This window comes from Rossellomorea vietnamensis NBRC 101237 (genome assembly GCF_001591825.1).
Classification (GTDB): domain Bacteria; phylum Bacillota; class Bacilli; order Bacillales; family Bacillaceae_B; genus Rossellomorea; species Rossellomorea vietnamensis.
Map to the genome: position 1 here is coordinate 48,553 of NZ_BCVQ01000015.1, position 19,142 is coordinate 67,694.

Here is a 19,142-nt window from a genome sequence, read left to right on the forward strand (position 1 = left end):
TTTTTGGCTTATTATGGTAATGTAAAGGTAACTTTATCCAATGAATTCGGAGGATCAATCTATGAATCTCAAATCGATCGGTTCCATGGTTTTGAAATTTGTCTTCGTTCTGTTCGGAATCATCCTTCTGACAGGCCTCATCGGTTTGTTCAATGAAGGGGTGGATCTCAGTTTGAAACAATATGTGCTCAACATTGTGGAGATATCGACCTCCCTCATCCATTCTGAATCGATGACCATCACGAATGAATCGAACAACTCATACCCGATGTTCCCGGCCTTCTGGGAGCCGTATTTCTATTCTGTTTCGATTTTTTTGTCTGCCTTTCTTTTATCCATCCTCATGGGCATCTTCCTTGCGTACCTCACACATTTGCTGCCATCCGGCTGGTCAACGTTCATCCTTAGGGCGACTAACTTGCTCGAATCCACACCTGATATCTTCATCTTGATCGTCATTCAATACAGTGTCATTTTCATCTTGAAAGAAACAGGGGTGCTTCTGTTTCCAATCGTCGGCTCCCAGGAAAAGGTGTATCTGGTTCCGGTTGTGACCCTGTCCATCTTGCCGACGATCATGTTGTTCAGGATCATCTATCTGTTGGTGAATGATGAATACAGGAAGACGTATGTTGATCTGATCAGAAGCAGGGGGATGTCCAAGCACTGGATTTTCTTCATCCATGTCCTGCGGAATATCGCGTTCAGTTTATTGAATCATTCCAAATCCATCATTCTGTTTCTCTTATCATCATTGATCGTATTTGAAAGATTATTTAATATTTATGGCATCACTCATTTCATCCTATCATTCTCTCAAATGGATGTGATCTGTTTCAGTCTGATCATGTTCTATCTGCCGGTTTTCGTCCTGCTCATCCTCATCAGAACCATCGTTGATCGTAAGACCGGGCAGAAGGTGGCGATATGATGCTGAAAAAATTGATGAAGAATCCGTCATTCATAATAGGGTTTATCTTTCTGTTTGGTATGTTTGCCGCAAGTCTTGTTTATTATGTCGGGTGGGGGGATGAGGTGCCGAAGTTGGATCTTTTGAAAAATGAAGAAGGGGAGCTTCTCAGCCCTCCCTATTCACCCGTGGAGTATCCACCCCTTGGCACCGACAATTTTAACCGGAATATCTTCCTTCTCGTCATCGTTGGCGCGAAATATACCATTGGGGCAGCGCTGGTGATCACGCTTTGCAGAGTATTGCCTTCGGTGTTCATGGGGTTGATCCTTCACTTTTATTTAAAACCATTCAGGAGAATCATTGATCACATGGTGGATGCCGCCAACTATTTTCCGCCTACCTTATTATCGTTTTTATTATTGAATTGGATGATGTTGGACGGTCCGTTGCATCATCCTGAGGGATTCCCTTATGATTTTACGGATAAAACGATTTTTTACCTGATCATTCTTATCATGATTTCACTTCCGAGTCTGACCCTGCTATTTACGAATGAATATGACCGGATCATGAGTCACGAGTTCATTGATAGTGCGAAAGTGCTGGGAGCAACGAAGCGTCATTACATCAGGAATCATATTCGTCCTTTTATTCTTCCGCAGATTCTTCTCGTGTCGATCAGGGAATTTATGATCATCATGCTGTTGATTGCACATCTTGGGGTGTTGAACATTTATATAGGGGGATCATCACTTGAGGTAGACCTTTTTGACAATCCGTTCCTGGCTTCCCTATCTCATGAATGGTCGGGTCTTCTCGGCGGCTGGTGGCAATTCCTGTGGACGACCTATCCGTGGATATCTTTCATCCCTGTCGTTTTCTTCACCTTGACGATCCTGTCTGCAAAGTTGATGCTGATCGGGGCGACACAAGTGGTGGAAACCCTTATGGAATCCTCAATAGAAGAAGGATCGGCTGAAGAAACTGAAACCACATGCCTAAAAGACAAAGAAATATTCCAACTTGTGAAAGAAGCGAAGTGAGAGGCTGTATCTAATGGCCTGTGTTTATAGTCCGGAAAACGAATGAGAAAGAAGGCAGCATCTGCCAGGATGCTGCCTTCTTTCTTTTCTGTTTCATCCTGATAGCCCGGATCAAGCGGGGAATGAGCGATTTGAACGCTTATTCCATGGAGTTTTTCACGATTATATAAGAGGACTTTAGTCTTCGGAGAATGGAATGGTAAGCTGCTTTTTCGTTATTCTTCACATGATATCCTCCACCAGCCACTGAATAACTGCACCTAATTTCATAGAATTGTTTCCTGCTCTCCGGGGAGCGTGGGCTTTTCTAGTACTCTCGTCCCGGAAAATAACCCCAATTGAGGAATCCATGTTCATACCCTTACAATTCAATTAACGACATGAGGTTCAATCGACTTCCAGGACATACCTTTTAAATCCAATCAAGGAGGCGGTGGCTGAATGATCTACGAGTAGTCTATCAATCCTGTATTGACTACATAGTTCCTTCCTTTTTTTCTCACCCGAGATTCTACCCTATGACCGAATCAAGACCTTAATAGAATAGGAGAATGATAATGAAAAAGCTGAACGTGAAACCCCTTATGGTCGGATCGATCGCTGCCTCGGTGATTGCAGGCTCGATATTCCAAGTGAATGCCCAGGGTGTAACTTCGAAAGACGTGAATCCTGAACAGTCGAGCGTTGATGTAAAGGCCAGCATAAAAGGTGAGCATACCATCACCCTCATAACCGGAGACGTAGTGAAAGTCTCTACGTTAAACAACGGAAAACAAATCATCAATGTGGAGCCGGCAGAGAAGAACGGTGAGGGAGTCAGGGTCATGACGATCAAAGATGAAACCTTCGTCTTCCCGAATTCTGCGATGCCTTATATGTCAGCGGGTAAGCTGGATGAAGATTTGTTTAACATTACAAAATTGATTGAGTATGGGTATGATGACAAAAACACAGATGCTGTACCGGTCATTGTCGAATACGAAGAAACGAAGGCGAAATCGATCAACGCTGCACCAAAGGGGTCTAAGAAAGTACGGGAATTGGAAAGTATCCAGGGAGCGGCACTTTCAGCAGAGAAAAAGCAGGCTGAGGTTTTCTGGAATGACCTGACGGTTCAAAGTGCTGAAAAGCAAGCAACGTCCGAATTCGAAAAGGGTGTAGATAAAATCTGGCTAGACGGACGCGTTGAGGCAGCTCTTGATCAGAGTGTACCGCAAATCGGAGCAGACGAAGCTTGGGAACAAGGGTATACAGGAGAAGGCGTCAAGGTGGCGGTCCTGGATACAGGGATTGACTCGCAACATCCCGACATTACCGGTCAATTAGATGAAGCAGTCAGTTTTGTGCCTGGAGAAGAAGTAAAGGACGTCCATGGTCACGGTACCCATGTGGCCTCGACGGTGCTCGGTACTGGAGCGGGTGACGGTAAGCATAAGGGAGTTGCACCCGATGCCCGTTTATTAGTAGGAAAGGTACTGAGTGATGAAGGATATGGACAGGATTCCTGGATTATTGATGGAATGGAATGGGCATCTGAGCATGCCAAAATCGTCAATATGAGTCTTAGCAGTGATATGCCGAGTGATGGAACAGATCCAATGTCAGAAGCGGTCAATCAATTGACGGAGGAAAACGGGACATTATTCGTTATCGCCGCAGGTAATAGAGGCGGGGAAGGGACCATTGGTTCTCCAGGGGCTGCCGATTCTGCATTGACGGTTGGAGCCGTGGATAAGTCGGACGAACTTGCCTACTTCTCTTCCAAGGGTCCGAGATATGGAGATATGGGTCTGAAACCTGATCTATCAGCACCAGGAGTAGACATCGTGGCGGCCCGTTCCCACTATTCAAATGGAGATGGATTGTATAAAAGCATGAGTGGTACTTCGATGGCCACGCCTCATGTAGTAGGAGCAGCAGCGATTTTAGCAGAGAAGCACCCAGAGTGGGACGGAGAAACATTGAAACAGGCCCTCATGAATACGACCAAGAAGCTTGATGGGTATCAGCCTTATCATGTGGGGACAGGTCGGGTGGACATCCCGGCGGCACTCGGCGCAGAGGTAAGGGTGACTGAATCCGTTTCATTCGGCTTCTTCAAATGGCCGCATGATGGGGCAGAACCAGTTGAAAAGGTAGTCACATACACCAACGAGGGCAAAGAAGAAGTGACGCTGGAATTGGATGCCACTTTTACGAATGCGGAAGGAAATGAAGCTCCTGCCGGTATGCTGACTCTTTCTCAAGAATCAGTCACGGTGCCAGCGGGTGGAAAAGTGGATGTTAACGTAACCCTCGATTCAACTCTGGGTGAAACAGGCTCACGTTATCAAGGATTTCTGACAGCGAAAGCAGATGGAAAAGAGCTTGTCCGTACGACAATGGCCATGGTCAAGGAAGAGGAACGTTATCCGCTGACCCTGAATGCAACTGATCGTGACGGGGAGAAAGGACTTGCTTATGTTGTGTTGTTCAGTGAAAAGATGGAGCCTGAAGTCGTGGCTGTTGATGGATCACTCGAGCTTCGATTGCCACCTGGTACGTATTCAGCCATGTCACTTATGGATGTAGATGCTGATACAGATGATATGGGGGTTGCGCTTGTAGGGGATCCTGAAGTGAAACTGGACGGACCGAAGACGGTTGAGCTTGATGCACGTAAAGCCAAGGAAATCAAAGCAGTCGTTCCAAAGAAAGCTGAAGCGAATTATAAGCGTCTGGAATATCATCAAACCATCGGAGAAATGCCGATGACAAGCCTTTATCTCATGCCGGTTTGGATAGATAAGCTGTATGCTGTACCGACTAAAGAGGTGAAGAGTGGGTATTTTGAGCAATTGACCCGCTGGCGTCTGACGAAGCCGACATTGACAATTGATTTTAAAGGCAAAGAATTGGATGATATCCCACTGGCGGGAAGTACGTTGTTAGATGGGAAGTATAATCTTTCCACAGTCTATGCGGGTAAAGGGAGCGCTGCTGACTTTGACCGCCTCAAAGCAAAAGGAAAAGCTGTGGTGGTCGATCGTAATGCAGAAGTGAGCGTGTCCCAGCAAGCGACGAATGCTGCCGCGGCTGAAGCGAAACTTTTGATCGTGGTGAACAGTGAAGACAAGGAATTTAGTGTGTATGCTGGAACGGCAGACTATACGGATAACCCGGTGGCCGTTGCAGGTATTAGTAAAAGTGAGGGAGACAAGCTCGTTAAAGCGGTCCGCTCAGGAAACGTAAAATTGAAGGTGGAAGGAACGGTCGATTCCCCATACCTGTATGATTTAATGGATGTCCATGAAGGGTCGATCCCGAAAAATCTGACCTATGCGCCAAAAGGGAAGGAACTGGCGAAGATCGAAACAAACTACACCTCGCCAGTTGAAACCGATGGAGGGGAATTCCGTTATGATCTTCGTCCACATACCATGGGAGCTGTAGGTTTCTTACAAAAAGTATCATTGCCAAGCGCCCGCACTGAATATGTATCGGCGATAGATGGGACAGGTTGGTATCATCAGGCAAACGTACTTGATGAGACCTGGCAGGTCCGACAACCGCTTATGACCTATGATGGAGGAGAGAAAATCTTTGAGAACTGGTTCTCTCCAGTCGTTCGTCCGAGTCTCGGAGATGGTTACTGGCCTCCAAGAAGACAGGGCAACTCGCTTCAAATCAATGTTCCTGCATGGGCTGACGGCGGGAAAGGGAACACCGGTGGGACGGATTGGGATATCTCAAACCAAAACCAGACCACCCAGTTATACATGGGAGATACGTTATTGAAAGAAGGAAAAGGACAGGCCTTGAATGTTTGGGACATTTTACCGCAAGAACGTACCCAATACCGATTCGTCACAGATGCCAAACGGGATGAAAACCGCTGGAAAACCTCAACCCGAACCCATACGGAGTGGACATTCTGGACAGAAGAAACTGAGAATTGGATGGAAGACCTTCCGTTTCTGATCCTTGATTATAAGGTAGATACAGATGTGAATGGAGATGCTCTATTGAATCGTCCTACCGAACTCAAACTTTCTGTGGATAAGGTAGAAGGAGCCATCGGTTATGGGGATGTAAAAGATGCAGCCTTAGAAGTGTCCTTTAACGAAGGGAAGTCATGGAAGAAAGTAAAACTTGATCGTGATGGAGATACGTTTAAAGCGATCATCAACAACCCTAAAAATGCCAAGAATGTATCACTTAAAGCCAGTGCCTGGGATGATCAAGGGAATAAGATCAGTCAGGAGATTATAAAGGCTTATGGATTGAGATAGATTTATAGTAGGAAGATGCCTGAATCATCAGGGCATCTTCTTTTATTTCACTGAAACCATTTGGGCATAGGCCCGTATATTAAGGTGACAAACGTTAAGAGTAGCTCTTTACTGAGAGACTATTACGAGGATTTGATCTAGGAGGAAGAATGATGAATAAACCTTTGGAAAGTATTTTCTTTCTGTCCGTCTGGATCGGGAAATGGATTGGAAAAAGAATTGGGAGAGGACTAAAGGGGCTTATCAGTTTCGTACTCATCTACTTCATCTTTACATTACTCCTCTCAATCTTGACCGATATGATTGGAAGTCCGTTCATTGATCAGTTGTTTTACTTTTTCAATACATATCTTTTGTTAGGAATGTTTTATGTATATGCTTATGATTGGAAGAGCTCAAAAAAATAGTCCTGGCAGATTATAAAGACCAATAGGAGTCCATGAAGGAGTCAATTATTAATTGAAAGGAATGACTGTATGAAACCTGAAATCGTAAATGTACACTCTAAGAAACTAATCGGAAAATCCAAGATGATGTCCCTTGGGGAGGATGCAACAAGAGAACTGTGGCAAAGCTTCATGCCTCATCGGAATTCGATTCCTCATCGTGTAGATGAAAAACTATATAATATGAAGGTATTTAAACAAGGGACTGATGTGAGGAATTTAAACCTTACTACTCCTTTTCTTAAATGGGCAGCTATAGAAGTAGAGTCCATTGAAACTGGACTGAATGGGATGGAGACCTATACTCTTCAAGGTGGACTGTACGCCAAATTTCTTCACCGCGGTCCCGCTAGTCGTTTCCACCAAACCCTTGAGTATATTCACACAGAATGGATGCCTGCATCCGAATACAAGCTAGACGATCGCGAACACTTCGAACGCTTCGACGAACACTATAACCCAGCCAATCCCAACTCAGTCGAAGAGGTCTGGATTCCCATTAAGAGAGGGACGGACCTCTAAATTCCAGGCAAACCCCAGTAGGGACGGACCTTCATTTGCAAAAATGAAGGTCCGTCCCTTTATAGTTGATTCAGCTTCTTCCCAATGTGATGGAAGTAGTTGATCATGAAGGGATGAAACTCTTTGGCGGTTCGGGTGAAGTGCCTTCGTTTGGACCAGCCGAGGCCGATGGTGCGCACGCAAGTTGGGCTTTTGATCCGGATTTTGTGGGGGAAGGGTGTCCGGCGGTTCATCCATGAGATGGCAGGTATGAAGGCGATGCCGAGACCTTGCCTGACGAGGTCACCTATGACGCCGGGTTCATCTCCTTCGAAGGAAATCACGGGTGAGAATCCTGCCTGCAAACAGATTTCATCTGTCAGGTTCCTGAGGCCGTAGCCTGTATTCATGCTGATGAACGGTTCATCCTTCACCTCGATTAAATCGATTTCATCCCTGTCTTCCAACCAGTGACCAGGAGGGACGATGAGGAAGATTTCCTCTGTCATCAGCGGCTCCCACACGATGTCTTCATCATCTTCCAACGGGATGGAGGAAATGCAATAATCCACTTCGCCATTTTTCAACTGTTCCTTCATTTCAGCCATCGAGTGGACGAATTGCTGAAATCGGACGTGGGGATTTTCCTTCAAGAACGACCCGACCAGATCCGGTAGAACCCTTGGGATCGTGACGGCCATCCGGATGGTATGTTCCTCGAGGTTTAAAGCTTCCCTGATCTCTCTTTTTCCTTCATAAATCTCCATGAATATACGCTCTACCCGGTTAAGAAACAGTTCTCCAAACCGGTTCAGTTTGATCTGGCGGTGCTGCCGTTCGAATAACGGTACGCCCAGATCGTCTTCCAACCGGGCGATCGTCTTACTGAGTGAGGGCTGGGCGATCCTCAGTTCCTCAGCAGCCTTGGTCATATGCTCCAGACGTGCAACCGTCTGAAAGTAGTGGAGCTGTTGTAGTTCCATAAGAACACATCCTTCCATAGACTGAAAGCTATATATGTATAACTCATTATGTATTATACATTATCATTTTATCCACGTATGATAAATGGATGTAAATGAGTATAAGAAGGAGTTTGTTATGAAAGGATTCACATTATTAGTACAAGATTTAAAAGCCATGGTCAGCCATAAGCATAGAAGGATCGCCCTGGGCTTTCTTCTTTTAGTTCCATTAATCTATTCGGGTTTATTCCTGTCAGGCTACTGGAATCCATATGGAAAGCTTGAGCAATTACCTGTTGCCATCGTCAATGAAGACGAGGGAAGCGTAATGGAGGATGAACCGATAGAGGCAGGGAAGGATTTTGTAAAGGAACTGAAAAATTCAGAAGATCTGAACTTCAAGTTCGTTTCCTCTACTAAGGCCAATGAAGGTCTTAAAGAAGGCACGTACTACATGGTCGTGACCATCCCTAAAGACTTCTCGGAAAAGGTGAGCACCTTGATGGATGAACATCCCGAGCCTGCCGAACTACTTTATAAAGACAACCCTGGTAAAAATTTCGTCGCCTCGCAAATCAGTTCGAGTGCTACGGAAAAAATGAAAAGCAAGCTGTCTGATACGATTTCCAAATCCTATGCAGATGGAGTGTTCTCAAAGTTTGAGGAATTAGGGAAGGGATTAACGAAAGCGAGTGATGGAGCGAACCGGCTGCATGAAGGAATCGCAGATGAAAAGGCAGGAATGAACAAGTTTGCAGCCGGAATCGACTCACTTGGTGAAGGTTCTCTCACTCTTCAAGCTGGCAGTGAAAAACTATCTGATGGAGCAGGTTCCTTTGAAAGTGGGCTTCATCATCTCGATTCAAGCTCAGCTCAACTAGCCGGCGGGATGAAGAGCCTGTCACAAGCCGGAGAGAAAATGAATAATGGCACCGAACAACTGGCGAGTCAAACGAAACAGCTTGCAGGTGCAGAGAATAGGCTTACAGAGCAGCAAACGGAGGCTAGACAAGAGGCAGAAGAGCTGAAAAACGAGCTTCAAGCCTATCAGGAATCACATCCAGAGGTGGAAAATGATCCTGCATTCGCAACGATTCAATCACAGGCGGAAAAATTGTCAGCATCCACCTCGGAGCTTGAAAATGAACAAGTGAAACTCCATCAACAATCAGAACAGCTTGCCGGAGGACAAAGTAAGCTGCATGCAGGGTTTTCTCAATTGGCAGACAAATTGACCCATGCATCCAACGGAGCTTCTGATTTAGCGTCGGGTACATCCACGCTTTCTTCCGGCTTTGCCGATTGGAACAGGGGATTCAGAACCCTGACTGCCGGAATCGACCGTATAACCAACGGAACGGACAAGCTTTCTTCAGGAGTAGGTGCTTTGAATGAAGGATTGACAAACCTGGAAGCAGGCTCAGGAGAATTATCATCGAAACTCAGCGATGCTGCAGAAAAAACGTCAGCCGTTCATTCGACGGATGAGTTAACGTCCATGTTCTCGGATCCCGTCCATCTTGTGAAATCCAATGTGTCAAAGGTTCCGAACTATGGAACAGGGATTGCTCCCTATTTCTTGTCATTGGCGTTATACGTCGGAGGAATCATGGCAGCGAATATCCTGCCACTCGCTAGACGCAATGATCTTCACGTAAATGGAACGACCCACTTCATCAATAAGTTGGGGTTGGTGTTTTTCATCGGTGCCATTCAGGCACTCATTGTCGACGGGGTCCTTTTGTTTGGATTCCATTTAGAGGTCGTAAATATACCGCTGTTTATCCTATCAAGTGTCATTGTTTCCTTTACGTTCATGACGTTTATCTTCATGCTGATCACCGTGTTCGGTTTCGTCGGGAAGTTTCTGGCCGTCACCTTCCTTGTCCTGCAATTGGCGACATGCGGAGGGACCTTCCCGAGAGACTTGAATACACCGATATTGCGCATTATTGGGGAAAACTTACCGATGGCGCACTCATTAAGCAGCTTCCAGGAAGTCATTACCCTCGGGGACTTCACTCAGCTGACGCACCAGCTGTGGATCCTGTTTGCCTATTTGGCTGTGGCCGGTGGGATCGCCTGGTTTACCACCCATATGCAGCATTCCAAAGCCGCTGAAGTCGCGGAATGATCATAAAAATGCCTGCCCCCGATCAAATGGGGGGCAGGCATTTTTTGTTAAGAAAAGGCATCCATGACATATCTCTTCGTTACATCCTGATAAAATCCGGCCTGGACCGTCAAAACGGATACAATCATGACATTAAGGACTTTGGTGAGGTTTTCCTCCGCAATTCCATCAAACGTTGCCAGCATAGCCCGGCACTCATCCTTGATGAATCCATCGATATGTTCGTTCACTGAACCATCCGCCGTTTTGATTGACGGGAGGGACTGGTGGTGGATCTGATCGAAAATGGATGCATAGGCAAGATAAAGATCCGTGGGATTGACGATGTCATCGGTTCGGTCTTCAATATTATTGAACACAAGAGTCAGGATCTTACGAATTGATTCGAAATCAAGGGTCGCTTTCAGGTCTTCGACGATGAATAACATGGCGGCCTGTTCGGTGGTGTACTTTTTACCGAGTTGGGGGGACCCGATCAATCCTCTTACATCCCGTTTCACCCAGTTCTGGACGGTGCTTTGGGGAAAATTGGTGAATTCGATCAGGTTTCCCAGGGAGACGATCTCTTTAAGGGAAAAGCCGATGTCGCCTTTGACTGGTTTAAGGATTTTTTGGATGATGGGAGGACGCTCCCTTTGAATGGGGTCCGACCAAATTGCCCCGATCACCGCATGTGGAGTCCTGCTCGCAGTGCCGTTCAGAGAGAGCAGCAGGTCGGCCATATTTTTGCGTGTCAGTTTAAACGTTTCCATCGTGATTACCCCGTCTCTTTTGCAAATATCTTCTTCTATACTACTGGTTAGGTGAAGTCTCGTCAATTTCACCTTTTGCTTGTATTTTGAACATGAAGGATTTATAATATTATCAGATACAGGTTCATTTGAACTTGAAATAGGAGTGAGAAAAGATGGGGAAACGAATATTTTATTTCCTGTTAACGAACGTTTTAGTACTACTGACGATTAGCATCATTTTTTCCGTCACAGGAGCGGGGAATTACATCACGGCTTCAGGCGGATTGGATTTAGGGGCACTGCTCGTATTCAGTGCGATCATCGGTTTTTCCGGATCGTTCATCTCTTTAGCGATGTCACGCTGGATGGCGAAGAGGATGATGGGTGTACAGGTATTGAATCCGGATGGCTCTTTATCATCTGAGGAACGTGCCGTTGTCGAGAAAGTCCACCGTCTATCAAAAGCGGCAGGACTCATGCATATGCCGGAAGTGGGAATCTACCATTCTCCCGAAGTGAATGCATTTGCAACAGGACCTTCTAAGAAACGCTCCCTTGTTGCCGTTTCAACTGGATTGCTTCGTGAAATGGATGATGATGCGGTTGAAGGTGTCATTGCCCATGAAGTGGCCCACGTGGCGAACGGGGATATGGTGACGATGACCCTGCTGCAAGGTGTGGTCAATACATTCGTTGTCTTCCTCGCACGGATCGCCGCATGGATTGCATCCCGATTTGCAAGGGAAGAAATGGCACCGATCGTGCATTTCATTGCTGTGATCGTATTCCAAATCGTCTTCTCGATTTTGGGAAGTCTAGTTGTCTTCGCTTATTCACGTCATCGTGAGTATCACGCAGATAGAGGCGGAGCGGATCTTGCCGGTAAGGATAAAATGGTCCATGCCCTGCAGATGCTGAAAGCTTACTCAAGCCGCATGAAGGGGGAAGACGACACGGCGATTTCTACGTTGAAAATCAATGGACGACGTAAATCGGCGATGTTCTCGACTCACCCGGATTTGGATGAGCGGATCAGCCGTTTGCAGGCGAAATAATAGAAGATTAAAAGGTGTCTGACTCCATTAAGGGGGCAGGCGCCTTTTTTATGTTTCTGAAGAAAATGGTAAAAATTCCTCTACGAATAGATTCTATTCTTTTCCTCTCGCCGTGACCATTTCTCTACTCTATGAATATTTTACTAGTAAAGGAGGATACAAAATATGGTAAAAGCTAGTGATTATTTAATAGCATTGGATGATGGGCACGGTCTTGGGACAGCTGGTAAACGGACGCCTTATATTCCGTCCATCGGAAGGCAGATCCGGGAAAATGAATTCAATGAAAAAGTGACCTTATTTTTGAAATGGGAATTGGAGAGATGTGGATTCCGGACGCTGTTAACGGCTCCGACCGATGCAGATACCCCGCTTCAGGCGAGAACCGATGCCGCGAATTCCATGGGGGCGGATGCAATGGTTTCCAACCATTATAATGCTTTTGATGGGAAGTTTGATGGCCCGGGGAAGGATGCAGAAGGGCATTCGCTTCATGTATATTTCAATGATGCAAAGGATAGGAAACTTGCTGAGAGCATTGCAAAGTACTTGAAACAGGGGACAAAGCAAGTGTACCGGGGGATCATTGAGCAGAACCTTCATATGACGAGGGAGTTTGATGGGCCGGCGGTGCTTGTAGAGAATGGGTTCATGGATAATGAGAGGGAAGCGTTGCTCATGATCAACGAGGATTTTCAACGTGAGACGGCAAGGGAGCAGGCACTGGGGGTGTGTGATTTCTTCGGGGTGCCATATGTGGCTGCAGGCAACGGCGGAAACGTCGGGTCACCTCCCGTATCCGGTGGGACAAGCACCGGAAATGTTGTCGGCAAACGCGTTGAGAGTATTTACAGAGGAGCAGAAGGTCTTGACTTCTACAGCCGGCCGACCTTCGATGATACCTACCGTGCAGGAATACTGAAGTACGGGTATGGATTTCCGACGATTGTCCGGAAGCTGAAGGTGGAAGGGGCCGATATGTATGAAGTCATGAACTCCAGGGGCTATGTGTTTTATGTGACCGCCTCACCGAAATATGTGAAGGTGGAAGGAAGCGGACAGCAAGGGGGCCAAGCCTCACCGCCGCCTGCAACAGGAGGGCCGATTGCCATTGGGGAAATCACCATCATAGGAGTCGCCAATGCCGCCATCATACAAGATCGTCCGGATCGCTTGACCTCAAAAGATTTGGGTACCATCAGAAAAGGACGTACCATTCCCGTCACGGGATCCGTCAGAGGGAAAAACAGCAGCTCAGGCTATTGGGAAGTCGTCTACAACGGAAGAAGAGCTTATATCACCGGTGAATTCGGACGTTACAAAGCCTATTAGTCTGTTCCGATCAAAGAGGAGCCTTGCATGCAAGGCTCCTTCTTTGTGCTCTTTGCCCCCTATATCCCCTGTTGCAATCCGCCTCCATTTTTAATAAAGTATAGAGTTAGAGAGCAATTTGAAGGAGGACGTAGATAGTGTCGAATAATAAACCAGAAACAATGGTTGCTACTATAGAAGAATTAGATCAAAAAGGGTCGGGACAGGCTGTGATCTGGCGTGAGAATGAGCTGGGGAATCCGAAGAAGCTGCGACTCACCATCCCTCAGACCCTGATCGGGGAAAAGGTGAAGGTGACGGTCGATCAACCGGATCGCAGGAGACGTAAGGCGATGGCGGATGAAATCCTGGAGGCGAACCCAGAGCGTATCGAACCACCTTGTCCACATTTTGACCGCTGTGGAGGTTGTGTGTGGCAGCATTGGGACTATGAGGGTCAGCTGAAGCACAAGACCGATCACGTGAAAGAAGCTCTGAATGGGCAGGGGTTTGATCCCGCACTTGTCCGTGACACGATGGGAATGGACAACCCTTGGCGTTATCGCAATAAGATGGAGTTTACCTTCTCACCGGATGGAGCCCTTGGTTTACATGAGCAGGGGAATTTCCGGAAGATCATTTCACTTGAAACCTGCCTGATTGCAAGTGAGGAGATGGTGGAAGCGACGATGGAAGTCGCTGATTGGGTGAAGGATCATGACTTGCAGGGGTATGACAAAGATAAGCATGAAGGGTTATTGCGCCATTTGATGGTTCGCCAATCGTTTGCGACGGGTGAATTGATGCTTGCTGTGTTCGCTACGGAAGCACCTCATCTCCACTCAGATGCGGTTAAAGATTTAATGAGACGTGTTGAAGAGAAATTCCCACAAGTGAAGAGTCTATTATGGCTTGAAAACACGGCATGGGCAGACCGTACCCAGGCAGAGGAAATCCACCTGCTTTCGGGACGTGATTTCATCTATGACGAAATGGACGGCTACCGTTTCCGTCTATGGTTCGATACGTTCTTCCAGACGAATCCGACGCAGGCACAGAAGCTTGTGGACCTGGCGGTTGAGATGAGCCAGCCGAAGAAAACGGAGAAGATGATCGATCTTTTCTGTGGAGTAGGGACGTTCTCTCTTCCATTTGCAAGCAAAGTAGGGGAGCTTGCTGGTATCGAGATCGTGGAAAGCTCCATTGAATCGGCGAAACGGAATGCAGATGATAACGGAATCTCCAATACGACATTCCTCGCAAAGGATGCACGGAAAGGAATCGACCAGATGCTCGAAACGTTCGGTCATCCACAGCTGTTGATGCTTGACCCACCGCGTTCCGGTGCCGGTGGGAAAGTGATGAGAAGGATCGGTCGCGCGAAACCTGAGCGAATCGTGTACGTTTCATGCAATCCGGATACGTTCGCGACGGATATCAAGGAACTTGAGCCCTTCGGCTATACCCTTGATGCGGTTCAACCCGTAGACCTATTCCCTCATACGGTGCATGTGGAATGTGTCGCCACACTGACATTGAATTCATAAGCGGGAAGGACTTTCCACTCCCCTTATCAATAAAACACCCGACCCAATGGGGGCCGGGTGTTTTTTGATGGTTCATTATTATCTATCAAAGATAGTAAGAGGGACGGACCTCCATGGAGGTCCGTCCCTGAATTTTTCATTTGATCGGCCTTGATTTTTTGAATACGTCTGTCAGGTTCCATTTTACGCCATTGCCGCTTGGGTCAGAAATGTTGACGATTGGTGCGACCTTAATTATGCCGGTTATTGTTCTTCCATTGTGCTTGAAATCTGTCCGGCCGATAGTGGCAGCAATATTTTCTCCCCACAATCCGTATGTTTCCTGGATCTTTGATTTTTGGATAGCGGGATTGAAAAGAACCTCCAATTTGTAACGTTTATCAGGGTTGACCCGTTCCACTTTGATTTGGAACTTCCCTTTTTCGTCCACTACCCCGGTACTTTCTGTGACGTATTCCATGTCTTCTTCCCCCTGCCAGTTGATCACCCTTGCATACGATTCATGGTCCCCGTATTCCTTGAGTCCGGCAAACATGATGGAGTCTTTGGGAAGGTTGCTTTGTCCATCCACCACCAGTTCGTTATCCTGAAGGAGTACCGTCCCGGTCAATTCAATCCTCACCCCGGAAGGAGCTTCCTGTTTTGGAGGAAGTTCCGTTGCCATTTCAACCCGGCATCCTGTCAGGAACAGGATAGTGAAAAGGATAAATAGTAGCCGACTTCTCAATGGAATTCCTCCTTTGATCGGTTTGTGAATGAAAAAGGATCTTCAAGGTATGACGGATTTTCCGGCTGCTTGGAAGGCTTCTCATCCTTCGTGACAGGAAACGTATCCTCGAGTAGGACTTCTTTTAAATACCTGGTCAATTCATTGATACTGAAGATCGAAACGGCAAAGAAAGCGAGAGGGGTCAACACGAGCCACGTATGAAGGAAGACCATCTGAATATTGATGCTCATGGTGGCCGCCCATTCATTTGTGTAAGAGAAATATTCAGGTACGGGCTCAGTGATCCCGAAGTTTGCTATTTTTAAGCCTCCCAAACAGATATGAAGAACCCCGATTTGAATGAGGAGATAAAGGGTTTGAGAGATTTGTTCCGAAAACATGACGAGAGCATGACGGCTGAATTGTGGACGTAAATGCCGTCTGATGATATAAAATCTGCTCGCCCCAATCTGTCGGGAAACGCTAATGAAATCATTTTTCAAATACTCTCTCATTTCTTCCCCGATATACATCCCCAGTGAAGGGATCACAATGATGGCAATCACCCCAATTTCGATGATCAAAAATTGAAACGAATACATAGCCCCTGACTCAAATGCAAGCTGGAGTGGGCTTAGGAGAACGAAGGCAATGATCGCTAAGGGGATGAAGTTGAACGTGTCCCCGATTCCTTTGATCATCTGTCTCGTCCAATCAGGAAGAAAAGCATATATGATGCCGAACAAGAATCCACCGACCATACGGAGGAGGGCGATGGCGATAGCAGACAGCAGCGTGTATTTGGCACCTGAAAGGAGCAGATAGAATAGATTCCGCCCCAGTTTATCGCTGCCCAAAGGGGCCATTTCCTCCATTGAATATGGAGGATCTGCAATCAATCTTCCGGCATCGTCTTTTAAGAACGACGGCCCGGGCTCAAGGAGTTCCGGATACAACGCAGGCACGATGAAGCTGGCTGAGAGAAGAATCAGAAGAAATCCGAGTGGGAGCCAAAAACGAAATGATCTAAGAATGATCATGAACGGACCTCCCCGCCGGACAGCCATTTCTTAAGTAATACGGCTCCCAAAGTAAACACAATGAAAAAGGGTATGTAAATCATCAGCATTCCGATAAAAAAGGCACTCGGCGTATTGATCGACACATCCAAAAGCACATTCATAAATCCATTAATGTTAAAGAGAATCTCGATGATCAACAAATTGGAAAGCATGAGAAGAAAAATCGGTTTGATATGATAATAAAAGTGGATCCATACATTCCGGAATAAGTGAACCCAGATCGTATAGGCCTTCGAGAATCCTTTTGAATAGGAATACTCTACATACGGTTTTTCTTCTTCTTCCCGAAGCTGAAATAAGAATTGCTTTGTCAAAAACGCGATCGGCATGATGGCAAGACAAATGATCGGGAGTAGGTAAGTTTTTTCATCCCCAAGGGTATAGATTTCAAACAGTAGGATATCCGTTTTCTTAAAAAACCAGACGATGAATAGCTGGATGAATACAATGATCATGACGTCCGGAAGGGAATCCAGTGAATCGAGTAAGCGAAAGCAGACCCGGTAGACCTTCCTTGGTAAAAACATAAACAAGTAGCTTATCAGTGAAGACATGCCGGCAGCAAGGAAAAGGGCAAGCAACAGGAGCGAGAAGGAATAGCCGAACAGTTGGAAAAACAATGGGTAAAACGGATAGCTTTTGTAGTCCATCGGATCGCCGACTTTGATGATGATGGATCCGGGTTGAAGTATTTCACGGGCCATTTCCTGAAGGGTTTGGAGATACTTTCCCAGCATGATGACCAATTCAGTATCGAATGCCAGGAGAGAACCTGCAGCGCTGAAAAGGAATAGACCGATACATGTGAGTAGGAATTGAATGGGAAGACCGACGATAGGTAATCTTCTCAGTTGACACACCTCCAATGTCTTTTAGAATTAGTATAACTTCACATTACAAAAATTTCAAAATAATTTTAATTTTTACAATTATGTTAATTTGCTGGGAGGACAACCTTTGTATAGTAATCCGCACCGATGAAAATCCTATCTGTAGGAGATATAGACGAAAGGATGGTTGAATGAAAGACGAGCATTTATTGACCCAGACGGTAGCCCATCACCAACAGAAGAAGCAGGAGAAAAGGGAAGGGACCAAGCTCAGCTGGTGGCAGCTGTCCCTGATCGGGATCGGGTCCGTCATCGGAGCGGGATTCTTTCTCGGAACGGGGTTATCCATCAAGACGGCCGGTCCGTCCATTCTCATCGACTATATGATCGCAGGAGTGACCGCTTATTTTGTGTTCAGTGCCCTGGCGGAAATGATCACGAATGATCCACAAAAGGGAACATTCAGGATTTACGCGAAGAAGGCATTCGGACATTCATTCGGGTTTGTCTCAGGATGGATGTATTGGTTATCAGGTATCCTGATTATGTCCAGTGAAATCGTGGCGTTATCGACGTTCACCCAGTTTTGGTTTCCCCACGTCCCGTTATGGATTTTCTCCATTCTTTATGCGGTCCTGGGTTTTGGCATCAATCTACTGGGGGCAAGTAATTTCGGTAAGATCGAATCGGTATTTGCCGTGATCAAATTGTCGACCTTGCTTATATTCATCGTTTTCGGTGCCCTGCTTTTGTTTCATATCATTACACCATCCGAGCTTCAATCTGCCAAAAATGCCGGTATTTCTCCTTTTATGCCAATGGGGATCAAGGGAACATGGGCGGCTTTGATTTTTGTGTTTTTTTCTTTTGGTGGCATTGCCGTTCTTGGTATCGCTTCGAATGAACTGCGTGACAAGAAAGATGTCCCGAAAGCGGGGAAGGGCACGTTGTTTTCCCTGGTGACGGTGTATGTTCTTTCCTTGTTCTTTGTCATGAGCATGGTGTCATGGACAAAGATCAACGAGTCAGAAAGCCCGTTTGTAACGGCGCTCTCGGCGTATCACATCCCGTTCCTTGATTCGATTTTCAATATCATCATCATCAGTGCGGCCTTCTCGACGATGGTCGGGGCCTTATTCTCCATTACGAATGTGATGATTTCCCTGGCTGTCGATGGAGATGCGCCGAAAGGATTCGCTGAGAAAAATGATCGGGGTGTGGCAGTGAAATCCTTGATGGTCACAGCGATCGGGCTCGGGATATCGATTCTATTTTCCTTTCTCCTCCCCAATGAAGTGTATGAGTATATCACCACAGCGGCAGGGGTCATGCTGATCCTGAACTGGGTCATTATCCTGGTCTCCCATATCAAGCTTCATCCGTCATACGATGCATCGAATGGGAAGTTTAAAATGTTTGGTTATCCATTTACCTCCTACCTTGGGATCGCTTTGATCCTACTGGCAATCTCAGGTGCCATGGTCCACGCGAACCAACGAATTGGGTTATTCATTTCATTGGGATTGATCTGTGTGATTTACCTTTCGTATTGGGGTGTTTTCCGCAGAGGCCATAAAGGACATTAGGGGGAAAGAAAGGTA

General features: G+C 46.4%; 15 protein-coding genes. 10 read left to right on the plus strand and 5 right to left on the minus strand.

The features are described from left to right. Positions 1-61 precede the first annotated feature (61 nt). From BVI01S_RS10240 to BVI01S_RS10260, 5 genes are all read left to right on the plus strand, one after another. Entirely contained in the window at positions 62-931 is an 870-nt protein-coding gene (locus BVI01S_RS10240) for an ABC transporter permease subunit (RefSeq protein ID WP_244886922.1), read from the plus strand. Further along, positions 928-1,956, plus strand: coding sequence for an ABC transporter permease subunit (locus BVI01S_RS10245; RefSeq protein ID WP_061810078.1), 1,029 nt, complete (start codon positions 928-930; stop codon positions 1,954-1,956). The genes BVI01S_RS10240 and BVI01S_RS10245 overlap by 4 nt, the downstream gene beginning before the upstream one ends. A gap of 557 nt (positions 1,957-2,513) precedes the next feature. After that, positions 2,514-6,227, plus strand: coding sequence for a S8 family peptidase (locus tag BVI01S_RS10250; RefSeq protein ID WP_061810079.1), 3,714 nt, complete (start codon positions 2,514-2,516; stop codon positions 6,225-6,227). 149 nt (positions 6,228-6,376) lie between these two features. Continuing rightward, a complete protein-coding gene (locus BVI01S_RS10255) occupies positions 6,377-6,634 on the plus strand; it encodes a hypothetical protein (RefSeq protein ID WP_156477322.1) in 258 nt (85 codons plus the stop codon). Positions 6,635-6,703: 69 nt separating this feature from the next. Further along, positions 6,704-7,195, plus strand: coding sequence for a GyrI-like domain-containing protein (locus BVI01S_RS10260; protein ID WP_034762265.1), 492 nt, complete (start codon positions 6,704-6,706; stop codon positions 7,193-7,195). A 59-nt stretch (positions 7,196-7,254) separates the two neighbouring features. On the opposite strand, the gene BVI01S_RS10265 is transcribed toward BVI01S_RS10260, so the two are convergent. Then, on the minus strand, positions 7,255-8,157 hold the full coding sequence (locus BVI01S_RS10265) for a LysR family transcriptional regulator (protein WP_061810080.1): 903 nt from the start codon (positions 8,155-8,157) through the stop codon (positions 7,255-7,257). Positions 8,158-8,275: 118 nt separating this feature from the next. On the opposite strand from BVI01S_RS10265, the gene BVI01S_RS10270 reads away from it, so the two are divergent. Then, the gene (locus BVI01S_RS10270; RefSeq protein ID WP_061810081.1) at positions 8,276-10,273 is read left to right on the plus strand and encodes a YhgE/Pip domain-containing protein; all 1,998 of its coding nucleotides are present in this window, start codon (positions 8,276-8,278) and stop codon (positions 10,271-10,273) included. A 47-nt stretch (positions 10,274-10,320) separates the two neighbouring features. On the opposite strand, the gene BVI01S_RS10275 is transcribed toward BVI01S_RS10270, so the two are convergent. After that, positions 10,321-11,025, minus strand: a complete 705-nt coding sequence (locus BVI01S_RS10275; protein ID WP_034762270.1) for a DUF1836 domain-containing protein — start codon at positions 11,023-11,025, stop codon at positions 10,321-10,323. Positions 11,026-11,180: 155 nt separating this feature from the next. On the opposite strand from BVI01S_RS10275, the gene htpX reads away from it, so the two are divergent. The 3 genes from htpX (at position 11,181) to rlmD (ending at position 14,920) form a co-directional block, all read left to right on the plus strand. Continuing rightward, complete coding sequence (gene htpX / locus BVI01S_RS10280; RefSeq protein WP_061810082.1) at positions 11,181-12,062, plus strand: protease HtpX; 882 nt, start codon at positions 11,181-11,183, stop codon at positions 12,060-12,062. A gap of 165 nt (positions 12,063-12,227) precedes the next feature. Further along, a complete protein-coding gene (locus BVI01S_RS10285) occupies positions 12,228-13,394 on the plus strand; it encodes an N-acetylmuramoyl-L-alanine amidase family protein (protein ID WP_051758406.1) in 1,167 nt (388 codons plus the stop codon). Between the two features lie 161 nt (positions 13,395-13,555). Next, on the plus strand, positions 13,556-14,920 hold the full coding sequence (rlmD, locus tag BVI01S_RS10290) for a 23S rRNA (uracil(1939)-C(5))-methyltransferase RlmD (RefSeq protein ID WP_408005960.1): 1,365 nt from the start codon (positions 13,556-13,558) through the stop codon (positions 14,918-14,920). 136 nt (positions 14,921-15,056) lie between these two features. Here rlmD and BVI01S_RS10295 read toward each other — a convergent pair whose 3' ends face one another. From BVI01S_RS10295 to BVI01S_RS10305, 3 genes are read right to left on the minus strand one after another with little or no spacing between them, the layout of a single operon-like run. Continuing rightward, positions 15,057-15,647, minus strand: coding sequence for a hypothetical protein (locus BVI01S_RS10295; protein ID WP_034762275.1), 591 nt, complete (start codon positions 15,645-15,647; stop codon positions 15,057-15,059). Continuing rightward, positions 15,644-16,669 (minus strand): ABC transporter permease subunit, encoded by a 1,026-nt coding sequence (locus BVI01S_RS10300; RefSeq protein ID WP_061810083.1) that lies wholly within the window; start codon positions 16,667-16,669, stop codon positions 15,644-15,646. Before BVI01S_RS10300 ends, BVI01S_RS10295 begins: the two co-directional genes overlap by 4 nt. Then, a complete protein-coding gene (locus BVI01S_RS10305; RefSeq protein ID WP_061810084.1) occupies positions 16,666-17,571 on the minus strand; it encodes an ABC transporter permease subunit in 906 nt (301 codons plus the stop codon). Before BVI01S_RS10305 ends, BVI01S_RS10300 begins: the two co-directional genes overlap by 4 nt. A gap of 161 nt (positions 17,572-17,732) precedes the next feature. Here BVI01S_RS10305 and BVI01S_RS10310 point away from each other — a divergent pair, with 161 nt between their 5' ends. Further along, positions 17,733-19,127 carry an amino acid permease gene (locus tag BVI01S_RS10310; RefSeq protein ID WP_061810085.1) on the plus strand — a complete coding sequence of 465 codons (1,395 nt, stop codon included), beginning with the start codon at positions 17,733-17,735 and terminating at the stop codon, positions 19,125-19,127. Positions 19,128-19,142 lie beyond the last annotated feature (15 nt).

Coding starts and splice junctions, on each gene's coding strand:
- rlmD (WP_408005960.1), top strand. CDS start 13,556: ATGGTTGCTACTATAGAAGAATTAGATCAAAAAGGGTCGGGACAGGCT.
- BVI01S_RS10245 (WP_061810078.1), top strand. CDS start 928: ATGATGCTGAAAAAATTGATGAAGAATCCGTCATTCATAATAGGGTTT.
- BVI01S_RS10240 (WP_244886922.1), top strand. CDS start 62: ATGAATCTCAAATCGATCGGTTCCATGGTTTTGAAATTTGTCTTCGTT.
- BVI01S_RS10270 (WP_061810081.1), top strand. CDS start 8,276: ATGAAAGGATTCACATTATTAGTACAAGATTTAAAAGCCATGGTCAGC.
- BVI01S_RS10310 (WP_061810085.1), top strand. CDS start 17,733: ATGAAAGACGAGCATTTATTGACCCAGACGGTAGCCCATCACCAACAG.
- htpX (WP_061810082.1), top strand. CDS start 11,181: ATGGGGAAACGAATATTTTATTTCCTGTTAACGAACGTTTTAGTACTA.
- BVI01S_RS10300 (WP_061810083.1), bottom strand. CDS start 16,669: ATGATCATTCTTAGATCATTTCGTTTTTGGCTCCCACTCGGATTTCTT.
- BVI01S_RS10260 (WP_034762265.1), top strand. CDS start 6,704: ATGAAACCTGAAATCGTAAATGTACACTCTAAGAAACTAATCGGAAAA.
- BVI01S_RS10265 (WP_061810080.1), bottom strand. CDS start 8,157: ATGGAACTACAACAGCTCCACTACTTTCAGACGGTTGCACGTCTGGAG.
- BVI01S_RS10255 (WP_156477322.1), top strand. CDS start 6,377: ATGATGAATAAACCTTTGGAAAGTATTTTCTTTCTGTCCGTCTGGATC.
- BVI01S_RS10275 (WP_034762270.1), bottom strand. CDS start 11,025: ATGGAAACGTTTAAACTGACACGCAAAAATATGGCCGACCTGCTGCTC.
- BVI01S_RS10285 (WP_051758406.1), top strand. CDS start 12,228: ATGGTAAAAGCTAGTGATTATTTAATAGCATTGGATGATGGGCACGGT.
- BVI01S_RS10250 (WP_061810079.1), top strand. CDS start 2,514: ATGAAAAAGCTGAACGTGAAACCCCTTATGGTCGGATCGATCGCTGCC.